Here is a 25,381-nt window from a genome sequence, read left to right as displayed (position 1 = left end):
CCATCTCAGAGCACTTAGCGCCAAACAAAATTATCATTTTAACAAAAATCCATTATGCCTATAGATAATCATCTGAATTAGAAAAATTGATGTTAAATTGCCACATCCAAACGGTTTGAAGATCACAATGAAATTAGGGTACAAAAAAATAGTTGTTAAAGTAGGTTCAAATGTAATTACACAAGCGAATGGTTTACCTGATGAAGCCAGGATTAAACATCTTGTGAATCAATTGGCTGAGATTAAAAAACAAGGCATCGAAGTTATTCTGGTTTCTTCAGGTGCAGTAGCATCGGGCAGAAGTTTGATCAAAGTTTCCGAAAAACAGGATGCCGTTACCACGCGACAACTATTGGCGGCCATTGGCCAGGTGAAATTGATTAATACCTATGCTAATTTCTTTGCAGAACATGCCATACAATGTGCTCAGGTTCTGGTAACAAAGGAAGATTTTCGCGACCGGGCACATTATCTAAACATGAAAAACTGCCTTCAGATTTTACTTCAGAATGAGGTTATCCCGGTGGTGAACGAGAATGATGTGGTATCGGTTACCGAGCTGATGTTTACCGATAATGATGAGCTGGCCGGACTGATCGCTTCGATGTTAAATGCAGATGCACTGATCATTTTATCAAACGTAAATGGTATTTATAATGGTGATCCCAAAATTGAAGGATCGGCTGTTATTGAGGAAATTAATGGTTCGGTTGCTAACCTGGCCTCCTTTATACAAACGGGCAAATCACAGTTTGGCCGTGGTGGGATGATCACTAAATCGACCATGGCACAAAAAGTAGCGAAACTGGGCATCACGGTCCATATTGCCAATGGAACGAACGACAATGTACTTACCTCTTTATTAAATAACGACCTGGTGCATACGCGCTTCGTACCCGAAAAAAGTAAATCAGGCAAGAAAAAATGGATTGCCCATTCTGAAACAGCCGCAACAGGTGTGGTGAAATTAAATGATGGGGCAAAAACAGTATTAACCTCAGGCAAAGCCACCAGCTTATTGCCCGTAGGAATCATCGAAATTCAAACAGATTTTTTAAAAGGTGATATTATTAAAATTGTCGACGAAAAAAATAACCTGATCGGCCTAGGTATAGCAGAATACGGATCGGATAAGGCCAGAGAAAGAATCGGGCAGAAGAAACAAAAAGCACTGGTGCATTACGATTATTTTTATTCAACGATTTAAAAGCCTTACCGCAAAGGCCACAAAGGAAATGCAAAGAAACGCAGAGTTAGATAAACAAGCGTAAATATGCACCTGACTTAGCGTTTCTCTGCAAAAACTTAGCGCTCTTTGCGGTTAATAAGACAAAAATGGATTACAAACAATACTTCGAAAAAGCAAAACAAGCCAGTCGTAAATTGATTAGCTTAAGCAAAGAAACAACTGATGCTGTTTTAACAGATCTGTCTGTTGCTTTATTGGCTAATACAGCTGAAATACTTGCAGAAAATGCAAAAGACTTGGCTAAAATGCCCATCGAGGATCCAAAATACGATAGGTTAAAGTTAAGCGCAACACGTATTTCAGATATTGCTAACGACCTTAAAAATGTTGCAGGTTTAAACAGCCCGTTGGGTAAAATTCTTTCAGATAAAACCTTAGAGAACAAACTCCATATTAAAAAAATAAGTGTGCCACTGGGTGTTGTTGGCGTAATTTACGAAGCCCGTCCGAATGTTACAGCCGATGTCTTTTCACTCTGTTTTAAAACCGGAAATGTGGCGGTGCTGAAAGGTGGAAGTGATGCTGAATGCTCAAATCTTGCTATTACAAAGGTGATCCATGGTGTATTGGATAGGTATGGAATTAGTCCCGACGTTTTAACACTTTTGCCTGCGGAAAGAGCAGCAACCGAAGCCTTGTTAAATGCACGCGGTTTTGTCGACGTTTTAATTCCAAGGGGAAGCCAGTCGTTAATTAACTACGTCCGAGAAAACAGTAAAATCCCTGTTATTGAAACCGGGGCAGGAATTGTACATACTTATTTTGATGAATCAGGAGATTTAGAGAAAGGCAAAGCGATTATTTTTAACGCCAAAACCAGAAGGGTAAGTGTTTGTAATTCTTTGGACTGTGTGCTGATCAATCAAAACAGGCTTAACGATGTGCCTGCACTTTTATCTCCTTTGGCTGATGGAAATGTGGAGCTATTTGCTGATGAAAAAAGTTATGCGGTACTAAAAGCTTCTTACCCAGCACAATTGTTAAACCAAGCCAAGTCTGAACATTTTGGAACCGAATTTTTATCACTAAAACTGGCTGTTAAAGTAGTAGCTGATTTGACCGAAGCATTGAACCATATTGCTGATTATAGTTCTAAACATAGTGAAGCCATTATCTCAGAAGATGCCGCTAACATTGCTCAATTTTTAAACGAGGTAGATGCTGCTGCGGTTTATGCCAATGCCTCAACCGGATTTACGGATGGTGCACAATTTGGCCTTGGCGCCGAAATTGGTATTAGTACACAAAAACTACACGCCCGCGGACCAATGGGGTTAGAAGAACTAACCAGTTATAAGTGGGTGGTGCAAGGTGATGGACAAGTGAGGGGTTGATGTTTTATGGAGGATGTAAAATGGATGATGGAAGGGAATGAATTATCGATCATTAATTTACAATGACCAATGAATGCTGTTCGTGTCATCGTAATTCGGGCGGACCCGATGGCCAATGGCCAACTGAACTAAAGTTCAAAAACCTCTCCCCTTTCAGGTACAGCTACATTAAAACCATCTTCTTGTAAAGCCAGCGATAAACTTTGCAGACTTTTGTCTTCACCGTGGACCAAAAATACCTTTTTGGGCTGCCCCGTTTGTTTTATTGTTTTTACCAGATCGTTATGATCGCCGTGGCCACTTAAAAGATCGGTTTGGTGTATTGTGGCATAAACCATCATTTCGCGGTCTTTAATGCGTACAATTGGTGCACCACTTAATAATTTATGACCCAGCGTTCCTTTTGCGCAATAGCCAATAAAGAGAATGGTACAATAATAATTCTGAATGTTATAATACAGGTGATCCTGGATTCTTCCACCCTCTAACATACCAGCAGATGAAATGATAATGCAGGGATCAAAGTAATTGGAAACATCTTTACTTTCTTTCATCGTTTGAACATAAGCCAAATGCTCAAATTCAAATTCATCGCCCATGGTTTGGTAAAAATCTTTTGCTTCCTGGTTTACCAGGCTGTGGTGTTTCCGGTAAACCTCTGTAGCTTGAATGGCCATAGGGCTATCTACAAAGATTTGAACGGGCGGTAAAAGTTTTTTGGTAAATATCTGGTTCAGGGCAAATACCAGTGATTGTGTTCGGCCGATGCTAAATGCCGGAATAATCAATCGACCAGGGCTTTTAATGCAGGCTTCGGTTATTTCCTGCACCAATCGTTCTTCCAGTGTTTGGTCTTTGGTGTGCATTCTACCGCCGTAGGTTGCTTCACTTACCAGATAATCGACTTCTGGCAAGGGTTCTGGATTAACCAAAACGGGGTAGTTTTCTCTACCGATATCACCGGTAAAGGCGATTTTCTTTTCAATGCCATTATCGTTTATGGTTAGAATGGCTGCGGCGGCACCAAGTAAATGGCCAACAGGTATAAAAGTTAAGCTGATATCGCCATTGATTTTAAACGTTTTGTTAAAGGCTATGGTTACAAAACGATCTATCGTATCCATCACATGTTTGTGCAGGTACAATGGTTTCGGGCCGCTAAAATTGCCGCGTTTAGTGCGTGGTTTGCGGCTAGCCTTTCTTAGAAAAAGTTCGACTGAATCGAATAATAATATCGAAGTTAAATCGGCAGTTGGCGGTGTACAGAGTACCTGGCCATCAAAACCCAGGCGTACCAGCGTAGGTAAATTGCCAGAGTGATCGATATGGGCATGAGTTAGAATTACGAGGTTAATGCTTGCCGGATCGAATGGGAATTGTTGGTTTTCTTCCTGGTAGGTATCCTTCTCATAATCTAACCCGCAATCTATCAGTATTTTATAATGCCCAACCTCCAGCAAGTGCATACTGCCTGTTACTTGTTGTGCCGCGCCCCAAAACGTTAACTTCATCTTCTTATCTGTACAGTAAATTCTTTAGCCGTAAAGTAGTATAATTGATGGGATTTTTAAACAATCAGGCGTAATTTTTTAATTATAGTCTGTCGTTTTCCCTGAATTTTAGAATCCTTAAGATTTCAGTTTTGGCTTCTTCTGAAAAATCTTCTAAATCAGCTTGTGTGATTGTTTTGTCTAAAAGCATAGCGATGACAGTATCAAAAAACCAGGAATTTTTGAGGCCGTCATATCTTCTGGCGATATGTTTGTCAAAATCCTTTAGTGCAGTAAATATCTTATAGTAGTCATCCCTATTGTCTTCAGGCTGTTGCGTTTTCCATTGATCCAAAACTTCAGCGAATTCGTGCATGCCTTTTATTAATTCTCTTTGTAAAGCTACCTCAAATAATTTTCGGGCTACCTTGTTATCTGCTTTTGAAAAATCCATATTTATCAATTGATCCCATAAAGATAAGAATGTATGATATATCCGGTCAAGCTCAAAGTCAACGAAAAGATTTTTTATCTTTGTAAAAAAAACATTCAGCATGCAAGAGCCTTTTGATATCGAAATCGGACCGATCAACTATTCAGTTTTCCCTGAAGGAAATGATTCTTATACCATTTTTAAAGATGGCAGAGAATATATTCAGATTCAAAAAGATACTTCATCGATCTGGTTAAAAATGGATTATAAAACCGAATTGCCAATTTTTGAGGAAGACGAAGAAGTGAATGCCATCGGTCAGGCCATTGAAAAATACGTGCCTGAAGAAGAGGATGAGGACGAAGAAGAGTTATAGCCATAAAAAAGGCCCGATTTTTTAAGATCGGGCCTTTAGCTTTATTATGGTTTTTACCTGGTGCAATTTGCCGTCCAGGTTTGACCATCTTTTACAACCAGAACTTTGAGGTTGCTGGCATCAATGCTAATACCAGTTAAGCCTGAGCCTACACTTACATAACTATTGTCGCTTTTCTTTTCAAACTTCACACCTGTAATGTCAGGAATGTTGTTGCCAAAATAAAAATTATACGTTTCGCCAACTTTGCTTACGGTTACTTTACCGTCAGAACTGTTAATGGTTGTTTCGCCATTACGGTAAGAAACGGTTCCATTGTAGGTACCTACGAAGAAATCTTTGTCTGCGGGATCGGTATCTTTTTTACACGATACCATTACGGTTAATGCTATCAATAGCATGCTGAAAATTTGAACTGTCTTTTTCATCTCTTTCACTTTTTTTATTTTTTAATAGGATAAATGTAACAGCCCTATGACAATGACTATGCCAGAAGATCATTTCTATTAAAGAAATAGGCCTGTAAAATCTGATGAAATGAAATTATTTTTTATTTTAAAATGCTGTAATACAGCGGATTTGTCTTTTTTAAAAAAAAACAAAAGATTAATTTTTTTTAATTGCTGATTTGAGAGATAGTTTTAAAGATTTAGGACTGTAAAACTGTTCAGTTTAAAAGAACTTGTTTAATTTCGCAACTGATAGAGTCCAACATTTGCAGCATAGAGATAACTTTTTCCACTCAAGCCAATCAACTTTGGAAAAGTCATCGCGTTACATTTGAATTTTTGGTTCTGCATTTGATAATAAGACAGATATACCGGGTTGGGTAGCTTTCCGTTGTCCCACCTGATCAAAATATCATCGTCGAATTTTGCAACTTCTTCTGCGACCTTTGCAAAGTCATTTTTAAAAAGGTCGGGTTGTCTTACTACCAAAGCTCCGTTTATAATCTCGAAAACATCACAATTACCACTTTTTAGCGGAATATTTTCGCAAGGTTCTAAACCGTACCTGGCCTGTAATTTTATATTGTATTCTTCAATGGCTTTAGTACTTAAGCTATCGTTTAAGTTTTGTAGTGCTGCCGATTTTGCTGTCAGACTATCTTGAATCACCACCGTTTTAAAGTCCTCATGTTTTTTGTAATCGGGGAAGAAATATTTTTGCCGGTTAAAATATAAGTTTCCTTCTTTATCGATATAAAACGGGAGTTTCCAATCGAATACTTCCTCGAGAATAACATTATTGTTTGCATCGATAATTTTAAAAGCCAAACCACTTTGATTTGGTATCAGCATTATTCTATCGTTTTTCAGGAACATAATTTCCTTTACCTGATCTGCTCCTGCAATTTTTTTAAATTTACTACTGTCTTTTAGTAAATCACTTAAATAGGGCACCTCGGGATGGCTATCTTTTTTTGGAATAGGGTTACAGGCAAAAAGTGATAAAACGAATAAGCAAACGAGATATTTCATGTTATTCTTTGGTGTAATTAGATGGGCCATTAATATTTACGGTTTCGCCTAAAAAATGAGGTTTTCTACCAATCATCAGATCGATTGCCGATTTTACGACAGCAAAATATTCTCTAAAGGAAACATATTTGAAGCCCTGGTATGTTCCCTGATCAGCTGCAAAACCATAAGACTTCACACCCAGTTTATTGCCAATGTTAATACATCTATGGAGATGATATTTTTGCGATACCAGGATCGCGGTATCAATCTTGAAAATAAATTTTGACCTGTACAGCGTAGAGTAGCTATCGAAACCAGCGTAATCAAGGTAAATTTTATTGGTATCAACACCATGTTCATAACAGTAGAGTTTCATTACGGTTAATTCGTCGTGTGCATCACTACCGTTATCTCCCGACAGCAGAATTTTATCAATCTTATGATTTTTGTAGAGTTTTATGCCAGCATCAAGCCTGTCTTTTAAGTATTTGCTCGGTTTATTGTTGTTTATGCCTGCTCCAAAAATAATGGCCACTTTGGTTTTTGGTGCATCTTGCTCATTTGAGTAAATCACCGGATCTGTCTGGTGTTTTACTAACAAGTTTATCCCCAAGACGACAATAAGCCCTAAAATGAAGGCGAAGAATAGTAATTTTATGATTTTTTTAATATTCATTTTTTGATGCGCTAATGGTTTATCTTTTGAACTGTGGTTTTAGATTATTGCCTTTCTTTAAGATAGAGGTAATTTTTTTATCCAGATCTAAATTTTCGGTGTCTTCAAATGAATCCCCAATTTCATATGGCGTAAGCTTTTTATCGAGCCTGTACAACTGATAATAATTGGTGCCTGTTAAACCATAACTCACAATTATCTTGTACTTTTTGTTGTAGCTAGGGTTAACAATTTTGTCGAAATCTTTTACTTTGGTTAAGGTATGGTTTTTGGGATTAATGAGGTAAAGGTTATAGAAAGAATTTCCTCCCCTTGCACCGGTATCTTCGAAAATTAACAGATCTTTTATGGCATCGTTGTTATAATCTTCGTAAGTAATATTGTCGGTGATCTGGCGCATATCAATGTTTTCCTTCCAAAATATTTTATCTGCGTTTTTACTGCTTTTACCAAAGTAGATGTTGGCATTCCGGATATCGTCAAAAGATTCCCGCTCAATGATGAGGTGTTGTATGGCCAGTACATAACTTTTGTCTTTAAAGGGATAAATGTATTGCCAGGTGCCTTTTGCATTGGGCTGATGGAATATTTTTTGGGCAAACGAATGGCTAGTGAGGAATATAAAGGATAAAAAAAAGATCTTTCTCATGGTAAGTTTGGTGAGCCTTAGTAATAGAAATATTTACCGTTTGCCGGGATTTTTAATTCGATCTGACCAGGTATAAAACCATCCATTTTAGGAATGGCCTTAAAAGGATATTTAAAGTTATAAAAACTATCCTTAGGTATCTTTTTGCCATCATCGCAATCGCCATAAGTATAGGCAACACTCACTTGTTTTGTAGAGAAATTAATATCGTATTTATAGTCAAAATCGCAGGTATCGTAATCATCGTAGGTAGAGCCGATCAGATACCAATCTGCATTTTGATAACGGTAAACATTTTTCCAGGTGCTAAAATGCCTGCTGTTGTGGTTAAAACTCTGTTCGGTTAGGAGTGTATTGTTCTTGATTTTTACCGAAAGATTTACCCCTGCATCGATACAAAAGCCACAATCCTGATTACTTCTTAAAATACTGCTATTACTTTTCCATAGTTTGATTTTACCGTCAATCCTTTTGCAGATATAAAGGATTCTTTTTAATCCGTTTTTCCCGTCAGGTTTATCTGTATCAAAAACATAAACGATTTCGTCAATACCATCTTTATCGAGGTCGCCTTTGGTTTCGGTAACCATTTTATAGCTTTTGGCTGGAGCGAAATCAGCGAATGTTTGACTGAAAGCATTGAATGAGGTGATTAAGGCACCAATAAACAAGAGCGGTAATTTTTTCATAGATGATATTTGCCTACCAATAAACTTAATGTTTATCAAGATAACAAATAAATAACCATCAATTTTTTCCAAGGCGTTTAACCCGCCCAACCGTCTCTGTCTAAACTCCTGTAATTGATCGATTCGGCTAAATGTTCGAGTTCTACATTTTCACTTCCCGCTAAATCGGCAATGGTCCGGGCTACCTTTAAAATCCTGTCGTAGGCCCGGGCAGATAACCCTAACCTTTCTATCGCCGTTTTTAGGAGGACGGTTCCTTCGTTACTGACCTGACAAACTTTACGCACCATTTTAGGACTCATTTGCGCATTATAATGTAAATCTTCATTATCGGCAAAACGGATATCCTGAATTTCCCGGGCTTTAATTACCCGGGCCCTGATTTCATCACTTTTTTCTGCTTCCTGGGCGGAAGCCAATTCTGTAAAATTAACCGGTGTAACTTCTACATGAAGATCAATCCGGTCTAAGAGTGGCCCTGATATTTTACTCAGGTATTTTTGAACAACCCCGGGTGCGCAAACGCAATCTTTTTCAGGATGATTTTAGAAGCCGCATGGACATGGGTTCATCGAAGCCACCAGCATAAAACTGGCAGGATATTCTACCGATAATCTTGCTCTTGCAATGGCCACTTTGCGGTCTTCCAAAGGTTGCCGCATCACTTCCAAAACAGTACGTTTAAATTCTGGCAGTTCATCTAGAAACAACACCCCGTTATGTGCTAAAGATATTTCGCCGGGTTGCGGGTTAATTCCACCGCCCACCAACGCAACGTCGCTAATGGTATGGTGGGTCGAGCGATATGGGCGTACGGTCATTAAAGCATCGGCAGCAGAAAGTTTTCCGGCAACGGAATGGATTTTTGTGGTTTCCAAAGCCTCTGTTAAATTTAGCGGGGGTAAAATGGTTGGAAGCCGTTTGGCAAGCATGGTTTTCCCGGCGCCAGGTGGACCGATCAAAATAACATTGTGCCCACCAGCTGCGGCTATTTCCAATGCCCTTTTAATATTTTCCTGTCCTTTAACATCCGCAAAATCGTGTTCGTAATTATTGATGTTTTTAAAGAATTCTTCCTGGATATTCACCTGAACCTGTTCAAGTGGCTCCGTTTTATTAAAGAAAGCCACTACCTGGGCCAGATTTTCTACACCATAAGCAATTAAACCGCTTACCACGCCAGCCTCACGAGCATTTTGTTTAGGCAATATGAAACCCTCAAAACCATCTTGTTGTGCTTGTATGGCGATCGGTAAGGCCCCTTTTATGGGCTGGATACTTCCATCTAAAGAGAGCTCGCCCATGATAAAGTAGTTCTCCAGTTCATCATTGGGGATTTGCCCTGAGGCCGCTAAAATACCTATCGCGATTGGCAGATCGTAAGAGGAGCCTTCTTTTTTAAGGTTGGCAGGTGCTAAATTGACTACGATTTTCTGCTTGGGCATTCGAAAGCCCGAAACATTAATGGCGCTGGCTACACGCCGCAAGCTTTCTTTTACGGCATTATCAGGCAGACCTACCATGTAGTATTTGGTACCTGCACTAATATTCACTTCGATTGTTATGGTTAGTGCATTTACACCATAAACAGCACTCCCGTATGTTTTTACAAGCATTAATTTTTAATTAAAATAAATAGGGATGTAAACTATTCGGGATGAATGTTGATGACTAATATAGAGATTGTTTAGATAATGATCAAATTTTAGTCAGCATAAGCGCTAAACGTGCCGTTTTCAACAATCGCTGTTAGATAACCTGCTTTCTCTATGAAACGGCAACACTCAATCTAAAATCTATGAAAACAAAAAATCCCGACCATTGCTGATCGGGACTATATTCTCGGGTTGTTGACCTTACGCCTTACGCCCTCCACCCTAAACCGTCCTAACTATCTGCCAAACGGCATTTTAGGCATACCTTTCATCATTGCTGCTGCGGCTGCTGGGTTCGAAAACTGCTTCATCATTTTACGCATATCTTCAAACTGTTTAATCAGCTTGGTAACTTCTTCCACTTTGCTGCCCGAACCTTTTGCAATACGCAAGCGACGGCTTTGTTGGATGCTATCTGGATTTTCTTTCTCAAATGGGGTCATCGAGTTGATAATGGCTTCTATTGATTTAAAAGCATCATCCTGAATATCCACATTTTTCATCATTTTGCCTACACCCGGAATCATGCCCATCAAATCTTTCATGTTACCCATTTTCTTGATCTGCTGAATCTGGTTGTAGAAATCGTTGAAATCGAATTTGTTCTTGCGGATTTTCTTCTGAAGTTCTGCTGCTTCTTTCTCATCAAACTGCATCTGTGCACGTTCAACAAGGGAAACCACATCACCCATACCCAAAATACGCGATGCCATACGGTCTGGATAGAAAACATCAAGTGCTTCCATTTTCTCGCCGGTACCGATAAATTTAATCGGTTTGTTAACCACCGATTTAATCGAAAGGGCTGCACCACCGCGGGTATCACCGTCTAACTTGGTTAAAACAACACCAGTAAAATCTAAACGATCATTAAATATTTTGGCTGTATTTACCGCATCCTGACCAGTCATCGAATCCACTACGAATAAAATTTCGTGTGGTTGAGTTTTGGCCTTAACTTCAGATATTTCGTTCATTAAAGATTCGTCGATCGCTAAACGACCAGCCGTATCGATAATGATGACGTTATTTCCATTTTGTTTACCATGTTCAATACCTTCTAAAGCAATGCCAACAGGATCGTTTGATGCACGGTTAGCATAAACTGAAACACCAACCGAGGTTCCTAAAACCTCTAACTGATCTACAGCCGCCGGGCGGTACATATCGCCGGCAACCAATAAAGGTTTTTTACCCTTGCCTTTTAAGTGCAATGCCAATTTACCAGCAAAGGTAGTTTTACCCGCACCGTTTAACCCTGCAATTAAAATAATGGTAGGATTTGCCTTGGTATCTAACTCTGTAACCTCGCCGCCCATTAAGGCTGCAAGTTCATCGTTCATTATTTTGGTAAGCAATTGTCCTGGCGAAACAGCGGTTAGTACATTTTGTCCTAACGCTTTTTGTCTCACATCATCGGTAAATGCTTTTGCTGTTTTATAATTTACGTCGGCATCCAATAACGCTTTACGAATCTCTTTCATGGTTTCTGCCACGTTGATTTCCGTAATGCTGCCTTGTCCTTTTAATACTTTAAATGCTCTATCTAGCTTGTCCTGTAAATTATCAAACATAATTGGGTACAAATTTTTGTAAATGCAAAGATATTGTTTTTTTGCCTAAAAGAGAGTTCAATCGTAATTAAACGGCAATTTTAAAGCCTGATTATTAAAAATATAGTCATTTAAAAATTAAAAGTAACGCAAAAGTTACTTTAATACTAATCGATTAGTATTGCTATTAATAAATTAGTAGTATGTTTGTTTATCAATTTTTACAACATGATTAAACTAGCAAAAAGAGAAGAGCAAATTATGCAGGTGTTTTGGGATGTAGAGAAAGCATTTATCAGGGATATTATCCCTTTGTTGCCAGAGCCTAAACCCCATTATAACAGTGTTGCTACGATGGTAAAAATTTTGGAGGAAAAAGGATTTCTAGGTCATGACGTAATCGGTAACATGTTCTGTTATTTTCCGGTTATTGGGCGGGAAGAATACCAAAAACACGCGTTAAAGGATGTAGTAAGCCAATACTTCGACAATTCTTATCCACGTATGCTGGCTTTTTTTGCCAAAGAACAAAATTTATCAGAAGACGAATTAACTGAAATTGTTAACCTCATTAAAACAAAGAAACCATGATGTTCTACGTGTTGAGTGTTGCCTTAATTTTGACAGGCTGCCTGGTGTTTTACAAGCTTTTATTGCAAAATGAAACCTTTTTTCCGTTAAACAGGTATGTGCTGCTAATTTGTTTGGTGCTGTCTTTTAGCTTGCCTTTTTTGCCTGTGCCAGCGCAACTGTCATTTAGAAAAGCAAATGTAGAAGTGCCTCTTACCATTAGTGAGCCAATAGCAACTGCGGTAGACGTACCTCAGCAAAAGCCAAGGGTTAAAGCAGTAAACAGCATGGAAAACAAGCAAAAGGGTTCTTTTTTTAAAGATATTGCTATCCTAAAGCTGGTTTTATGGGCGTATTGGTTGGGGGTAATTGTATTTGCGATCAACTTTGTTTTTCAGCTTTGTGTTTTGCTCTATCGTGCTTATTCCAGACCTGTAATTATTGATGGCCGTTTCAGAATTGTTGAACTAGCCGGCAACCAGGCACCTTGCTCGTTTGCCAACAATATCTTTATCAATCCCGAAAAATACGATTGGGATACCTACAACCAAATTATCCTGCACGAAAAAATCCATATCCAGCAAGGGCATAGCTATGATATTTTAATCGCCGAACTGGCCTTGGTTTTTCAGTGGTTTAATCCTTTTGCCTGGATGTACAGGAGGGCAATGGAAGACAACCTCGAGTTTTTGACGGATAATGAACTGCTGGCAAGTTCTAATATAGAACCAGCGAGTTATCAAATGAGCCTGGTAAAAGTGTCGGCGCCACATTTTCCAGCCAGTTTGACCACTAATTACAATCAATCCATCCTTAAAAAAAGATTAGTTATGATGAACGCAAAAAAATCAAACGTAAATTCTACCTGGAAATACCTCTTTATTGTACCCTTGTTTTTAATATTTACCGCTTTCCTGAATGAGCCAGTGGCTTATGGAAAAAATGATAGTCAGGCAAAAAAGGGCGAAAAATTTAATTTGATGGATAACGATGGCACCTGGTTTGCCACCATCAATGGAGATAAGGTAAACATCCGTTTCGAATCAGACGAAGACGGGAAAAACAACAACAGCAGTCAGTCTTTTTCATTGACTGAACTTAAAAACCTGCCGAGAGGAAACGAAGGGACATTTTCGGTGAGCCGCGATGCCGGTACCATGAACTTTAAGGGCAAATTCGAAAACAATACCGGCATGGGTACTTACAAATTTGGTTCTAATGCAGACTTTACCAATTTCCTTACTAAAGAAGGCGTAACGAACATCAAGGCAAAAGATAACCTGGTATTTTTCATGATCAATGTAAAGAGAAACTACGTTGCCGGGATAAAAGCATTGGGTTACGATGATATTTCTAAAGATAACCTGATTCCATTAGTAGCTTTAAATGTCACTCCTGAATACATCAGATCTTTAAAAACTGCAGGATTAACAAATGTAACCCTGGGCGAGCTGATCCCGTTAAAAGCCTTAAATGTGGATGCTGATTTTGTAAAAGGCATCAAAGAAGCTGGTTTTACCAAAATAACAGCCGATAAAATGATCACCTTTAAATCGCAGGGCATCACGGGCGAGTACCTGAAAAATGCAAAATCGGCTGATGAAGAAAGCCGAGCTGCGATTGTACAAACAGTTCCAACAAAAGCTAAATCGGGTAAAACTCCTCAGAAAAATACAAATGAAGATACTGATGAGGATGAAAAACTGAATAGGCTGATTACCAGAAAAGTAATGAACATTAGCCCTGATTATGCCAAAAGCTTTTCGGCCCTTGGTTTAAAGGTTTCTGAAGATAATCTGATCGCCATGAAATCGTTGGGCATAACCGCCGATTATTATGCAGGTTTTTCGGATCAGGGGCTAAAGATTTCTGACGATAATCTGATTGCCATGAAATCGTTGGGTGTTACTCCAGCGTATTTTACAAGCTTTAAAACCGCTGGTCTAACGGGCTTAACAGCTGATCAGATTATATCTTTAAAATCTTTAAGCGTAGCTGCTTCCGATTTTAGCGAGTTTAAAAAACTAGGCTTCAAAGATTTAAGTGTCGATGATATCATCTCGGCAAAAGCCACCGGAACCTCTCCTGTATATGTTGCCTCCATGAAGAAAAAAGGCCACAATTATAATTCCATAGAGGATTATATCAAAATGAAAGTACTTGCTATAGATTAGTTAAACCACAAACCAACCAATTATTTTTGGTGCCTTGGTGCCAAAAATAATTGGTTTGGCTTTATCTTTCTCAAAATAACAAACCCAATCATTCCTGGAACTTTTGTTTGCTTAGTATTAAGCGAAACGACTTTTTATTGCCTTTACCCAAACAGGTAAATTGAGGGGCAACGAAAGCCCGTTTACAACAATGTAGCATAATCGATATAATAAACCCGAAGGTTATATTTACGTTTTGATGCAACATTTTAATTTCGGCACGGTCTTATACCTGATTAACCTAAACCAATGAAACGCTGCATCCCAATTTTTTTCCTGTTTATCTGTGCTTTTTGTTCTGCCCAGGACATTGCTAAACAAAAGCAACTGAATGCCAAAAGAACCTTCCAGATCCCTAAGATTGATGGTATTTTAGATGAAGAATGCTGGAATAATGTGCCTGTTGCTACCGATTTTATTGAAAATAAGCCAAACCCCGGAAAAATTGAAACCCATGACCGCCGTACCGAAATGAAGGTGATTTATGATGATGTTGCGATTTATGTTTACGCCCGCATGTACGATCATCCCGACAGTGTATCGCACGAACTGGTTTCGAGGGATAATATTGGTAATGCCGATTTCATTTCGATTATTGTAGATCCATTTTATGATAAGATGAACGGAAATGGCTTTTTTGTAACGGCGGCAGGTGTGCAGTTTGATGCCAAATACTCGCAGGTTGGTGATGAAGATGCCAACTGGAACGCGGTATGGGAGAGCGCGGTTAAATTAGACGATAAAGGCTGGACTTGCGAAATGAGAATCCCTTATTCGGCGCTACGGTTTTCGGGTAAGGATATTCAGAACTGGGGACTGAATTTTAGCAGGCGCATACAACGGAGCAATACACAAACTTTTTGGAATTTTGTTGATCCTAAAGTAAACGGTTTTATCAATCAGGAAGGGCTTTGGATGGGCGTTAAAGATATTAAACCACCTTTAAGGTTATCCTTTTCGCCATACATTTCGGCTTATGTAAACCATTATCCGGTTAATTTGCTGGGCGTAAAAAATACAACTTCACGTTTTAACGGGGGGATGGATGTGAAATACGGAATCAATAACAGTTTTACCTTAGATATGACTTTGGTGCCCGATTTTGGTCAGGTACAATCTGATAACCGGATATTAAACCTCACCCCTTTCGAAGTGAAATTTAACGAAAACCGGCAATTTTTTACTGAAGGAACGGAGCTTTTTAATAAAGGAGATTTGTTTTATTCGAAACGTATCGGTTCTATCCCTTCTTTCTATGATTACAGTGGAGTGGGCAACGGCGACAAGATTATAAAAGATCAAACGGAAGCCAAGGTGCTTAATGCCACAAAAATTTCGGGGCGTACGGCAAAAGGACTCGGGATCGGAATTTTTAATGCGATAACCAACGGCATGCAGACCGAAGTGGAGGATGCGCAGGGCAATACCCGTGAAGTAGAAACCCAACCGCTTACCAACTATAATATTTTGGTTTTCGATCAGTCTTTAAAAAACAATAGTTCTGCAACATTTATCAACACCAATGTGTTGAGGCAAGGCACCGCTTACGATGCCAACGTAACTGCTTTACTATTTAACCTGAACAATAAGGGCAATAAATATTTTGTCAACGGAAGTGGCAAAATGAGCTATTTAAAGGGTAAAGAAACCAGTACCGGATATAGTTATGGACTTAAGTTTGGTAAACAGAGTGGTAATTTTCTCTGGAGTTATTCGCAGCAATATGCCGATGATAAATTCGATCCCTCTGATTTAGGCTTTTTTACCAATAACAACTTTTTAGATCAGGTTGCAGATTTCCATTACAACGTTTATAAACCAAGCAGTTGGTACAATCAGTTACTTAGCTATTTTAATGTTTTATACTCGCGCAGAGCGATGCCGGGCAGCTTTCAAACATTTTCTGTAGAAGGCGGTCCTTATGTTCAATTCAAAAACCTTTGGTCGGCAGAAATAAATGGTATTTACACAGCCGCAAAAAATGATTTCTACGAATCGAGAAACGGGCAGGTATATAAGGCGCCCCAAAGTTATAGTTTTGTTTTATACATTAACCCCAACCGTGCCAAGGCTTACAATTTTGGTGGAAACATACGCTACAGGGAACAAGAGCTTTTTAAGGGTAAAGAATACAACTTTTACTTTTTCCAAAACCTGAGGTTAAATGATAAAATCGCTTTTGGTTTGGATCTTAATTTTAATCCGAACTACAATTATGTAAACTGGGTAAAGGCACAGGGCGATCAAGCGATTTTCTCTAGATACGACCGTAGAACGGTGGAAAACTCCTTTGATGCAAAATATACTTTTACCAATTTAATGGGCTTTACGGTAGTGTTGAGGCATTATTGGAGCGACAGAAGAAATAAAGAATTTTTCCTGCTTAAACCCGATGGGAATTTGACCGGTTATAACGGAGCGCCGTTAAACGGACTGGACAGAAACTATAATGTGTTCAACATCGATTTAATCTACACCTGGCAGTTTGCACCTGGAAGCACGTTATCTGTTTCTTATAAAGATGCTGCAGAAACCTCCGATAATTTTTATACACAGCGCTACAATAAAAACCTGAGCGGAATTTTAAATGCCCCGCAGAATAACAGTCTTTCGGTAAAGGTTTTGTATTATGTCGATTATCTTGATCTGAAGAAAAAAAGGAAGAAGGTTTAATATTGCATTTAGGCTAAATATTCTTAGCCTTGGGTTTAAACCATAGGCTAATACAGACGTTCAAACCCCAAACCCTAAACCTCAAACTCAACGCGCTTTCCCCGGACTGATCCCAAATTTCTTGCTAAAGGCATTGCTGAAATGTTGAACAGAAGAATAACCCAGTTCGTCGGAAATGTTCTTGATGTCTTTACTGTTATCGGCCAGCAATTCTTTGGCACGCATCAGTTTGTAATCGCTTAAATAACCAAAAACAGTATTTTTAAACACTTCTTTAAAGCCATGTTTCAGTTTAAACTCGTTTATGCCTGCAATTTTGGCCAGTTCGGTTAAACATGGAGGGTGGTTTGCATTGGCTAAAAGATATTCTCTGGCATAATAAATACGCTCTTTATCATATTGTTTAAGGGAAGGGCTTTCAGTTTTCTTAGCCGCCTCTTCAAATGCCTGTGCCTGTAGGGCCAAAAGCTCCAAACATTTAGATTGAAGGAACAACAGTTTTAACCCGCCTGTAAAATGGCAGTTCATAATATCGTTGATGCAACTGTGCATGGCCAGGCTGATCGGCAGGTTTTCTGAAGAGATTTCCACCGAACGGTTATTCATGATGTTTTCGGCAAAATTCTTTAACAGGATACTGCTCTCGCTGGTTAAATCGATAAAACGTGATCTTTCGAAATTTACCTCAAAAAATTTATGTGTAACGCCCCCTGTAAACTCGGCCATCCCGTCAAAATCAGGACTATAGATAATATTGTGCTGATTGGCTTTGATATCCAGGCGTTTATTGGTGAGGTAGTTTTCCATGATCCCACCCCCTGTAATCGAAAAATGAAGCTCTACCATATCAGGCTCATCAAAAGATTTAATGCGCAGGCGGCTCTTTTTCACAAGCATATCGCCGTAAACAATGTAAATACCAGAAAAAGCGATCTCTACAATCTCAGCATCACCAAAAGGAAAGCTGTATTTATCTCTCCGCTCGGTTACCAATGCCTGATTTAGGGCAATATTGTCGATTGTGTTCCCTACAATATAATATCTCTCGTCGCCATCATAAATGTTTAAGGCCATAAAATCCTTTTGATATAAACTTTAATCCTTTTGGTATAAAAAGATCCGTTTGTTAGACAACTACTTTTGTTCAAAGTTACTAAACAAAAGAATACGATGCCTAAATTACCTTCATGGCTGGCCAACACAATGGAAAAAGTGATCAGCAATAAAATATATCAAGTAGAAGTTGTAGAAACTAAAATGTTGAGCAGCAACTTAAAGTGTGTTACTTTCAAAGGAGATTTTTTCGACGCCAAATTTGTACCCGGAAACGAAGTGTTATTTAGGGTAAATGCCAATGAATACAGGCATTATACCCTATCTGGCTTTGATGAAGTGAACGAAACCTGCGAAGTGATATTCTATCTCAACAGACAGGGGCCAGGCTATAGTTTGGCTGTAAATATCCAAAAAGGTGACCTTTTAAGGCTCATTGTAGACCGGGCAAAGGTGAAGTATAATGAAGAAGCGAATCAGCATTTCTTTTTTGGTGATGAAACCAGTTTGGGTTTATACGAATCGTTAGGGAAAAAAGTAATCGACGAGGATGTGGAATACTTTGGTGTTTTGGAATTACAGGAAGAAAACCTCAGTTCTGTTGATCAGCTTAAGTTATTAATCGATACCGTACCCGCTGATGTGAATGCTCCTGCAAAAAATGCCATTAACTGGATGGAAAATATGCACCCCATCTGCTGGGAAATGTGGCAAAATGCCACGTTTTATCTAACAGGCAGGGCCAAATCGGTACAAGAGTTTAAAAAGTACCTCAAACAAAGAGGCGTAAACTTTAAGCAGATTATTACCCTACCCTATTGGGAGATTGGTAAAGTTGGTGGCGGGTAATTACACCGCTACCTCGGGAAGGTAAAAGCAAAACCCAGGGCCAACGTCTGGTTGGCCTGTATTTTGTTCGTACCGGTATCATCATCAAATAATAGTACGCCTGTTAAACTGGTATTCATAAACCGGTTGATTTTTGCTGTTAAAGCAATATCTAACCTGTGGTCAATTTTACTCGCCTTAAAATCCTTATACGGGATAAACATCGCATAACGGGCTTTTAAGTTCGTATTGGTGAAAATATCTTTATCAAATGCACTTACCACCTGGAAGGCCAGCTCATTTTTAAACTTTTTTCCTTTTTCAACCGCATAAACCTCGTTTTTGCTGTCGTAAACCGCTGTATCGAGCACAAAGGTCTGCCGGGCTGTACCCGTACCAATACGGGTGGAGAAATAGGTAACAGGTTTATATTCAAAACCGATCGATTCTGTTAAATAACCAGGTGCCATAAATTTTGAAATTAAAACCGCCTGCTCGTCCCCATTTCCATCTCTATAATATCTGAAACCTTTATCAAACTGGGATTCGAAACTTACCGAACCGAAGAAGAACCAGCTTTTCGACAATTGAAAAGAAGCCTTATTGTCCCAAAAAATACGGTCGTTGGTTTTCTTTTGTAACTGATCTTTGTTTTTTATTTTTCCGTACTGCAAAACAAGCTCGCTTACATAGCTATAGCTATTTTTGTTGTACTCTGCTTTCCAGTTTACCAAGCCTCCAACGGCAACAGAGTTTGTACCCCCACCTTTCCAGTTATTGCTAAACTGTGCCTGATTTACGTTGATGCCGATATTGGTTCTGGTTTTCCAGTAATTAATCTTGGCGTTTACAACCAAAGGTTTAATTTTTACGGGCTCAAAGTTTAAGGGGCCCTGTCTGCTTGGCAGTGGACTGCGTTTCAATTTAATGTTCAGGTCTTTGGTATTGATCGGGATCGTATCAATTTCCTGTGCATATAACTTTGTAGAGCAGAAACTTAGAATCAGGATGATGGCAGCTAAACAGTTCTTCATTACCTACAAAGAAAAAGAAAAATTTTAGAGATAAAAAGCATTTACTAAAATGATTGTCAGATTGACAATTGAAATTGAGATGAAAAGCCCAGTTTCAGATCTTTTTGATCCAGCCATACCAATTACCATTTTTCAGGTAATTCAAGTCATTTTCATGATCATAAGCTTCCTTTTCGAAAACGATGTTCCGGTAAGCTAAATCGTGATTTCTGTATTTGAAAAGGTTAATCAGGTAATTCAAAAGATATAGGATGTAAAATGGAAAGATTAACAATTCCAGCTGTTGGCGTAAGTGGATTTTTTCGTGGTTAATGATCTCCCGATCGCTTTTAAGCCTTGCCGATTTTAGCAGAATAAATGGAAATAGCGCCATGCCGGCTGCCGGAAGTTTTTTAACGATGAGGATTGGCGCTTTCACAGCTTCTCAATCGTTATTTTGGGTAATGTAGGCAATTGTAAGGCTTTCGGGTTTAACCGGTAACTTTTATAGGCATTTCGGATAAATAAATTAAAGGCATAATCCGTCGCGTCTAATACAAATTGATATGTTGGACGGTATTGCTGCATAAAATCCGTCAGTTCATCATCTTTTATGCCCAAAACCTGACGTACCAAATTGGCATTAAAACGGTAATCGATCAGATCTTCACGATAATCTTTTTCAAGGATCTTTTGCAGGTGACGGGCATTCCGCCCCTGTTTACTCAATAAATTATAAATGGCATCGATACCCAAACCAACTCCACCATTACCCAGATTTAATAGATCTTTACTGCTGCCTTTCATGGTTTGGTAGCGGTATTCCTGAACATTTTTCTCGTATTGCTGCTGAGGAGTTAATCGTTTCCTTTGAATAACCACGTCTCTCAATCTAATTCCCAGCGATTTCAATTGAAAATAAGCCGCCGTTTGCCCTTTATACACCATGGTATCTACCCCATAACCAGACAGAGCGGCAACCAGGGTATCGCCCGGGATCGCATAAGTACTAAATTCTCCCTTGGTATTGTTGTATAAACCATCGCCCGTGCGGATATTGTAGATGTATACCTTGGCCAATCGCTGCCTGGTTTCTTTGTCAATAACAATACCCTGCACAGGTTTTGTTTGTGCAAAAAGCAGTGTAGAACAGCCTAAAACGAAAATAAGGGTGAAGATAAATTTCATCAGACTACAAAACTACAAATATCTGGCAGGCAATGTTTGTACTTAACATTATTTAACCTTAAGGATCTGACCTAATTTAATGGCATCAGTGCTCATTTCGTTCAGCATTTTTAACTGATCAACGGTTAAATTAAAACGTTTCGCAATATTGTATAAGGTATCGCCTTTAACAACGGTATAGGTACCATCAGCAAGAATTGGTTTCGCACCTGGAGGAGGGGTTTCAACAGGGGTAAACTTGGCTTTTTCTTGCGGGATATTCTGATTGATTTCTGTAAAAACCCTATCCTCACGCGCAATCTTCTGCTTTTCACTTTCAGATTGATCGTATTGATAAAGCTGGTATTTTTCGATGGTATTGATCAAAAGATCAGGGTATTTTGGATTGGTGGCATAACCAGCTGTTTTTAATCCCTGTGCCCAGCTTTTGTAATCGTTTTTATCCAGCTGGAAAAGAAAACTATAACGTTTACGCTTTAAAAATTCAGAGTGGTCACGGAAAGATTCGCGTGCATCTTTATATACCCTGAAACAATCGTTTTTCTGGTCATCATCCCGGAAATAATTTTTCCCTTTCCAATCGGAAGTACATTTAATGCCAAAGTGATTATTGGCATATTTGGCCAGATCGCTGTTTCCACTACCCGATTCTAAAATTCCCTGCGCCAAAGTAATACTTGCGGGAATGCCGTTTGCATTCATTTCTTCTACCGCTACTCCTTTAAATTCATCAATATAACTTAAAGTATTGTAACTTTTGTACGAATTGTTATTGGCCTTATTGGCTGCTTTTTCGATCTGTTTATTGTTTTTGGAAAACTTCCGCGAACCGCATGCGCTAAATAAAACAAGGATTGCCGCTAATAGAATATAATGATTGGATGAACGCATTGGTGGTGTATATGGTTAATTGTTTAAATCGTTTAATTGGTTAACTGTGAACTGAAAATTGCAAACTGGGCTTTGGACTCGAGACTAGGGACTCCCAACTCAAAACTTAATTCTCTGTCCTGGTTTAAGGTTAACCTTTTTCATGCCATTTTTCTGCATCAGTGCTTTAACCGTAGTGCCCTTCTTTTTAGCGATTGCACCCAGGTTATCGCCAGATCTAACGGTATAAGTTTTGCTTGTTCTTCTGCTTTTTGTGCGGTGGCGTACTGGCGTGGCATACACGGGTTCTTCGTAACCTTCTGGCCGTTCGTCGTATTGATAGAGTTCGTATTTTTTGATCAAACCAATTACCTGACTCGCCCAGCTTCTGCTGCTGGCATACCCACAGCGGCGGATGCCGTTAGCCCAGCCCCGATAATCGTATTGATCGTATTTTGCAAAAAGGTTATTAAAAGGCTCCCGCGTTTCCATAATTTCGACAAAATGGCTGTAAGATTCATCCGCATTTAAATAATCGCGGTATGAGGAGCGGATTTCGGCATTGTTGTTTGGCCCTTTTACCCCAAAATGATTGTTGAGGTGTTGCGCAATCTTGCTGTTGCCCGCTGCCGATTCGTGTATGGCAACCGCTAAAATAATACTGGCCGGAATTTTATGATCGTGCATTAAACCCTGTGCATATTCTACATGCTCGGCAATATATTCTTCTGTGTCTTGCGCCTTTGCGACAATTCCTGTTAAAAGGAGCAAGCAAAAAGTAAAGATTTTTTTAGTCATGGTTAACTGTACAAATTGTTTAATTGGTTAACTGTACGATTAACCGATTTAAACAATTAACCGATTAACCACTATATGTTAAGCTTTCTTCCTAATCACAAACAAACCATCCCGAACGGGTAATATCAGTTTTTCAACCCGTTCATCTGCAGCTATTTTTACATTAAAACTAGTAATATTTCTGGTGTCTTTGTCTTGTTTCTCGTGAAGTACTTTTCCACTCCATAGTACATTATCCACAATGATAATCCCACCAGGGCGCACGCGGTCGAAAATCAGATCGTAATAAGTGCCGTTATTTTTTTTGTCCGCATCGATAAAAACAATATCGAAAACTTCGTCTAAACCGGCTATTGTAGCGGTAGCATCGCCAAGGATGTATTGGATCTGATCGTGATATGCTGATTTTTCAAAATGGCTGCGCACCATATCTTCCAGTTCTACATTAATATCCAAAGTATACAGCAAACCATCTTTAGTTAGCCCTTCAGCCAAACATAAGGTAGCATAACCGGTAAAAGTGCCGATTTCTAAAATGCGTTTTGGCGAAACCATTTTGCTGAGCATGCTCAAAACCCTGCCCTGATAGTGACCGGAAAGCATACGAGGCATTAAAACTTTAAGGTTGGTTTCGCGGTCTATCTGCTGTAGCAGCTCGCTTTCAGGTTCGCAGTAGGCAATTAATAAATCTTGTAAATCGTCGTTTATCAGGCTCATTTGTTGGTTATAAACGGTTACTTTCCATAAAATATTGTAAAATGATGGTTGCGGCAATGGTATCCACCCGGTCTTTATCCCTTCTGTCCATTTTCTTTAGGCCACTTTGCATAATCGCCTGATGGGCCAGTTTAGAGGTAAACCGTTCATCCACCCAATGCCTTGGGATATCAGGGAACGACTTTTTTAACAGCGTGGCGAAACCCTTTACATGTTGAGCCGAATCAGACGGAGACCCATCCATTTGTTTCGGATCGCCCAGTACAAAGGCCTCTACCTGCTCAGTAAGCATATATTTTTTAACGTATTCGATCACATCTTTCGGATGCACCGTATCCAGGCCTGTTGCAATAATCTGCAAAGGATCGGTTACCGCAATACCGATGCGTTTTGTGCCATAATCAAATGCGAGGATCCGTGCCATGTATAAATAAGCGTTTGGTGTTTGGCGTAAGGCGTTTACACCATTGAAAAAAATAAAAGCCAAAGGTAAGGTTTTTTAGGAAATGGGTTTTTTCGGCAAAAAGCTTCTTCAGGACCAATCTAAACCCTATTGCAGCGGCATCCCCAAATTAGTTGAATTTGGGATATAGCGGAAAGAGGGACCGAACCGAACAAAAGCAAACCGGAGCCTGCTTTTCTAATAAATAAAATGTCGTTTTAATCTAAAAAATAAAGATTCTGAAACAAGTTCAGAATGACGAGGCTGTGAATCTCATATCTATTTACTATTTTGCACCAAATGCAGTTTAAAGAAATCATCGGACAGGAAAGAGTGAAGCAACAATTGGTGCAAACGGTTAAGGAAAACCGAATTAGCCATGCACAACTGTTTTTGTCGCCCGCCGGTTCTGGTGCGCTGCCTTTGGCCATTGCCTATGCACAATACATCAATTGCCTTAATAAAGGTGAAAATGATAGCTGTGGCGAATGTTCGAGCTGTAGAAAATATGGACGTTTGATTCACCCTGATCTTCATTTCTCCTATCCCTTTTTTGCCTCAGCAAGCGTAAAAATCGCGGTAGATGTGCTAGAAGAATGGCGTAATATGGTGATGCAGGATCCTTATTTCGACATCGATATCTGGCGGTCAAAACTCGATGCGGCCAACAAACAAGCCAATATTAACATTGCCGAATGCCACGATATTATTAAAAAACTAAGTTATAAGGCCTTTGAGGCCGAAACCAAAGTTTTAATCATGTGGCTGCCCGAATATTTGGATAAAGCGGGCAATGCACTGCTTAAATTAATTGAAGAACCACCTGCAAATACGCTGTTTATTTTAATTGCTCAAAGTCAGGATCAGATTTTAACCACCATTTTATCCAGAACGCAGATTGTGAAAATTCCGAAATTATCATCAGAAGAGGTGACGGGATTTTTATTAAATAGCAGCGGATTAAACGAACATCAGGCCATTGATTATTCCTTTTTGGCCGATGGAAACTTAATTGAAGCCAAAGCTTTGGCTGCTGATACACAAAGCGACAGTTCTGGCACCTTTACCGCCTGGTTGAGGATGGGTTTTGGCAATAAAGTTCCCGATTTGATCGAGTTTACGGATGAGGCGGCGAAGTGGGGAAGAGAAAACCAAAAGAATTTTTTAAAATATGGTGTAAATTATTTACGCGAATGCTGTTTGATTTTAAGTGGTGCCGAAGAACTGGTGAAATTGCCGCCATTGACCTTCGAAACGGCAAAAAAGCTGAGTACACACGTACTTACCCTGCAAATGGCAGAGGCCATAATTGGCGAGCTCGAAAAGGCACATTACCATATTGAAAGAAACGCAAACCCGAAAATTCTGTTTTTAGATGTATCTTTACAATTGGTAAAAATTATCAAGTTTAAAACGCTCCCTGCGGGGACTCAATATATATACAATTAA

At 39.2% G+C, this 25,381-nt stretch carries 24 protein-coding genes and 1 pseudogene; 8 read left to right on the top strand and 17 right to left on the bottom strand.

The window, feature by feature from the left end; translation table 11 throughout:
- Positions 1-127 precede the first annotated feature (127 nt).
- On the top strand, positions 128-1,207 hold the full coding sequence (gene proB, locus R2S57_RS12485; protein ID WP_316845284.1) for a glutamate 5-kinase: 1,080 nt from the start codon (positions 128-130) through the stop codon (positions 1,205-1,207).
- Between the two features lie 128 nt (positions 1,208-1,335).
- A complete protein-coding gene (locus R2S57_RS12480; RefSeq protein ID WP_316845283.1) occupies positions 1,336-2,583 on the top strand; it encodes a glutamate-5-semialdehyde dehydrogenase in 1,248 nt (415 codons plus the stop codon).
- 128 nt (positions 2,584-2,711) lie between these two features.
- Here R2S57_RS12480 and R2S57_RS12475 read toward each other — a convergent pair whose 3' ends face one another.
- Positions 2,712-4,094 (bottom strand): MBL fold metallo-hydrolase, encoded by a 1,383-nt coding sequence (locus R2S57_RS12475; protein WP_316845282.1) that lies wholly within the window; start codon positions 4,092-4,094, stop codon positions 2,712-2,714.
- A gap of 82 nt (positions 4,095-4,176) precedes the next feature.
- Entirely contained in the window at positions 4,177-4,629 is a 453-nt protein-coding gene (locus R2S57_RS12470) for a hypothetical protein (RefSeq protein ID WP_316845281.1), read from the bottom strand.
- Between R2S57_RS12470 and R2S57_RS12465 the strand changes: the two genes are divergently transcribed.
- Positions 4,628-4,882, top strand: a complete 255-nt coding sequence (locus R2S57_RS12465) for a hypothetical protein (RefSeq protein ID WP_316845280.1) — start codon at positions 4,628-4,630, stop codon at positions 4,880-4,882. The genes R2S57_RS12470 and R2S57_RS12465 overlap by 2 nt on opposite strands.
- 53 nt (positions 4,883-4,935) lie before the next feature.
- On the opposite strand, the gene R2S57_RS12460 is transcribed toward R2S57_RS12465, so the two are convergent.
- The 7 genes and pseudogenes from R2S57_RS12460 to ffh form a co-directional block, all read right to left on the bottom strand.
- Entirely contained in the window at positions 4,936-5,310 is a 375-nt protein-coding gene (locus tag R2S57_RS12460) for a hypothetical protein (protein WP_316845279.1), read from the bottom strand.
- Between the two features lie 258 nt (positions 5,311-5,568).
- Entirely contained in the window at positions 5,569-6,393 is an 825-nt protein-coding gene (locus R2S57_RS12455) for a hypothetical protein (RefSeq protein WP_316845278.1), read from the bottom strand.
- On the bottom strand, positions 6,365-7,021 hold the full coding sequence (locus tag R2S57_RS12450; protein ID WP_316845277.1) for a vancomycin high temperature exclusion protein: 657 nt from the start codon (positions 7,019-7,021) through the stop codon (positions 6,365-6,367). The genes R2S57_RS12455 and R2S57_RS12450 overlap by 29 nt, the downstream gene beginning before the upstream one ends.
- A gap of 19 nt (positions 7,022-7,040) precedes the next feature.
- A complete protein-coding gene (locus tag R2S57_RS12445; protein ID WP_316845276.1) occupies positions 7,041-7,670 on the bottom strand; it encodes an XAC2610-related protein in 630 nt (209 codons plus the stop codon).
- A 17-nt stretch (positions 7,671-7,687) separates the two neighbouring features.
- Positions 7,688-8,359, bottom strand: a complete 672-nt coding sequence (locus R2S57_RS12440; protein WP_316845275.1) for a hypothetical protein — start codon at positions 8,357-8,359, stop codon at positions 7,688-7,690.
- Positions 8,360-8,436: 77 nt separating this feature from the next.
- Positions 8,437-9,975 (bottom strand): annotated as a pseudogene (locus tag R2S57_RS12435) (YifB family Mg chelatase-like AAA ATPase).
- 275 nt (positions 9,976-10,250) lie between these two features.
- Positions 10,251-11,588: a signal recognition particle protein gene (gene ffh, locus R2S57_RS12430; RefSeq protein ID WP_316845274.1), complete on the bottom strand. Its 1,338-nt coding sequence runs from the start codon at positions 11,586-11,588 to the stop codon at positions 10,251-10,253.
- 207 nt (positions 11,589-11,795) lie between these two features.
- Between ffh and R2S57_RS12425 the strand changes: the two genes are divergently transcribed.
- The 3 genes from R2S57_RS12425 to R2S57_RS12415 all read left to right on the top strand — a co-directional run bounded on the left by R2S57_RS12425 (position 11,796) and on the right by R2S57_RS12415 (position 17,023).
- Entirely contained in the window at positions 11,796-12,158 is a 363-nt protein-coding gene (locus R2S57_RS12425; RefSeq protein ID WP_316845273.1) for a BlaI/MecI/CopY family transcriptional regulator, read from the top strand.
- The gene (locus tag R2S57_RS12420) at positions 12,155-14,311 is read left to right on the top strand and encodes a M56 family metallopeptidase (RefSeq protein WP_316845272.1); all 2,157 of its coding nucleotides are present in this window, start codon (positions 12,155-12,157) and stop codon (positions 14,309-14,311) included. Before R2S57_RS12425 ends, R2S57_RS12420 begins: the two co-directional genes overlap by 4 nt.
- Before the next feature lie 288 nt (positions 14,312-14,599).
- Positions 14,600-17,023, top strand: coding sequence for a DUF5916 domain-containing protein (locus R2S57_RS12415; protein WP_316845271.1), 2,424 nt, complete (start codon positions 14,600-14,602; stop codon positions 17,021-17,023).
- An 87-nt stretch (positions 17,024-17,110) separates the two neighbouring features.
- On the opposite strand, the gene R2S57_RS12410 is transcribed toward R2S57_RS12415, so the two are convergent.
- Positions 17,111-18,097: an AraC family transcriptional regulator gene (locus R2S57_RS12410; protein ID WP_316845270.1), complete on the bottom strand. Its 987-nt coding sequence runs from the start codon at positions 18,095-18,097 to the stop codon at positions 17,111-17,113.
- Between the two features lie 96 nt (positions 18,098-18,193).
- On the opposite strand from R2S57_RS12410, the gene R2S57_RS12405 reads away from it, so the two are divergent.
- Positions 18,194-18,925 (top strand): hypothetical protein, encoded by a 732-nt coding sequence (locus tag R2S57_RS12405; protein ID WP_316845269.1) that lies wholly within the window; start codon positions 18,194-18,196, stop codon positions 18,923-18,925.
- A gap of 8 nt (positions 18,926-18,933) precedes the next feature.
- On the opposite strand, the gene R2S57_RS12400 is transcribed toward R2S57_RS12405, so the two are convergent.
- The 7 genes from R2S57_RS12400 to ruvX form a co-directional block, all read right to left on the bottom strand.
- Positions 18,934-19,938: a DUF3078 domain-containing protein gene (locus R2S57_RS12400; protein ID WP_316845268.1), complete on the bottom strand. Its 1,005-nt coding sequence runs from the start codon at positions 19,936-19,938 to the stop codon at positions 18,934-18,936.
- A 94-nt stretch (positions 19,939-20,032) separates the two neighbouring features.
- Positions 20,033-20,356 carry a hypothetical protein gene (locus R2S57_RS12395; protein WP_316845267.1) on the bottom strand — a complete coding sequence of 108 codons (324 nt, stop codon included), beginning with the start codon at positions 20,354-20,356 and terminating at the stop codon, positions 20,033-20,035.
- Positions 20,353-21,105 (bottom strand): hypothetical protein, encoded by a 753-nt coding sequence (locus tag R2S57_RS12390; protein ID WP_316845266.1) that lies wholly within the window; start codon positions 21,103-21,105, stop codon positions 20,353-20,355. Before R2S57_RS12390 ends, R2S57_RS12395 begins: the two co-directional genes overlap by 4 nt.
- A gap of 48 nt (positions 21,106-21,153) precedes the next feature.
- Positions 21,154-21,996: a glucosaminidase domain-containing protein gene (locus tag R2S57_RS12385; protein ID WP_316845265.1), complete on the bottom strand. Its 843-nt coding sequence runs from the start codon at positions 21,994-21,996 to the stop codon at positions 21,154-21,156.
- 99 nt (positions 21,997-22,095) lie between these two features.
- On the bottom strand, positions 22,096-22,773 hold the full coding sequence (locus tag R2S57_RS12380) for a glucosaminidase domain-containing protein (protein ID WP_316845264.1): 678 nt from the start codon (positions 22,771-22,773) through the stop codon (positions 22,096-22,098).
- A 78-nt stretch (positions 22,774-22,851) separates the two neighbouring features.
- Positions 22,852-23,490, bottom strand: a complete 639-nt coding sequence (locus R2S57_RS12375; protein ID WP_316845263.1) for an O-methyltransferase — start codon at positions 23,488-23,490, stop codon at positions 22,852-22,854.
- A 7-nt stretch (positions 23,491-23,497) separates the two neighbouring features.
- Positions 23,498-23,914 (bottom strand): Holliday junction resolvase RuvX, encoded by a 417-nt coding sequence (ruvX, locus tag R2S57_RS12370; protein WP_025141594.1) that lies wholly within the window; start codon positions 23,912-23,914, stop codon positions 23,498-23,500.
- Positions 23,915-24,232: 318 nt separating this feature from the next.
- Between ruvX and R2S57_RS12365 the strand changes: the two genes are divergently transcribed.
- Positions 24,233-25,381, top strand: a complete 1,149-nt coding sequence (locus R2S57_RS12365) for a hypothetical protein (RefSeq protein ID WP_316845262.1) — start codon at positions 24,233-24,235, stop codon at positions 25,379-25,381.

The organism is Pedobacter psychrodurus (assembly GCF_032678585.1).
GTDB lineage: Bacteria > Bacteroidota > Bacteroidia > Sphingobacteriales > Sphingobacteriaceae > Pedobacter > Pedobacter psychrodurus_A.
Note: the sequence above shows the minus strand (reverse complement) of the source record. Positions and strands in the feature narration are given on the sequence as shown.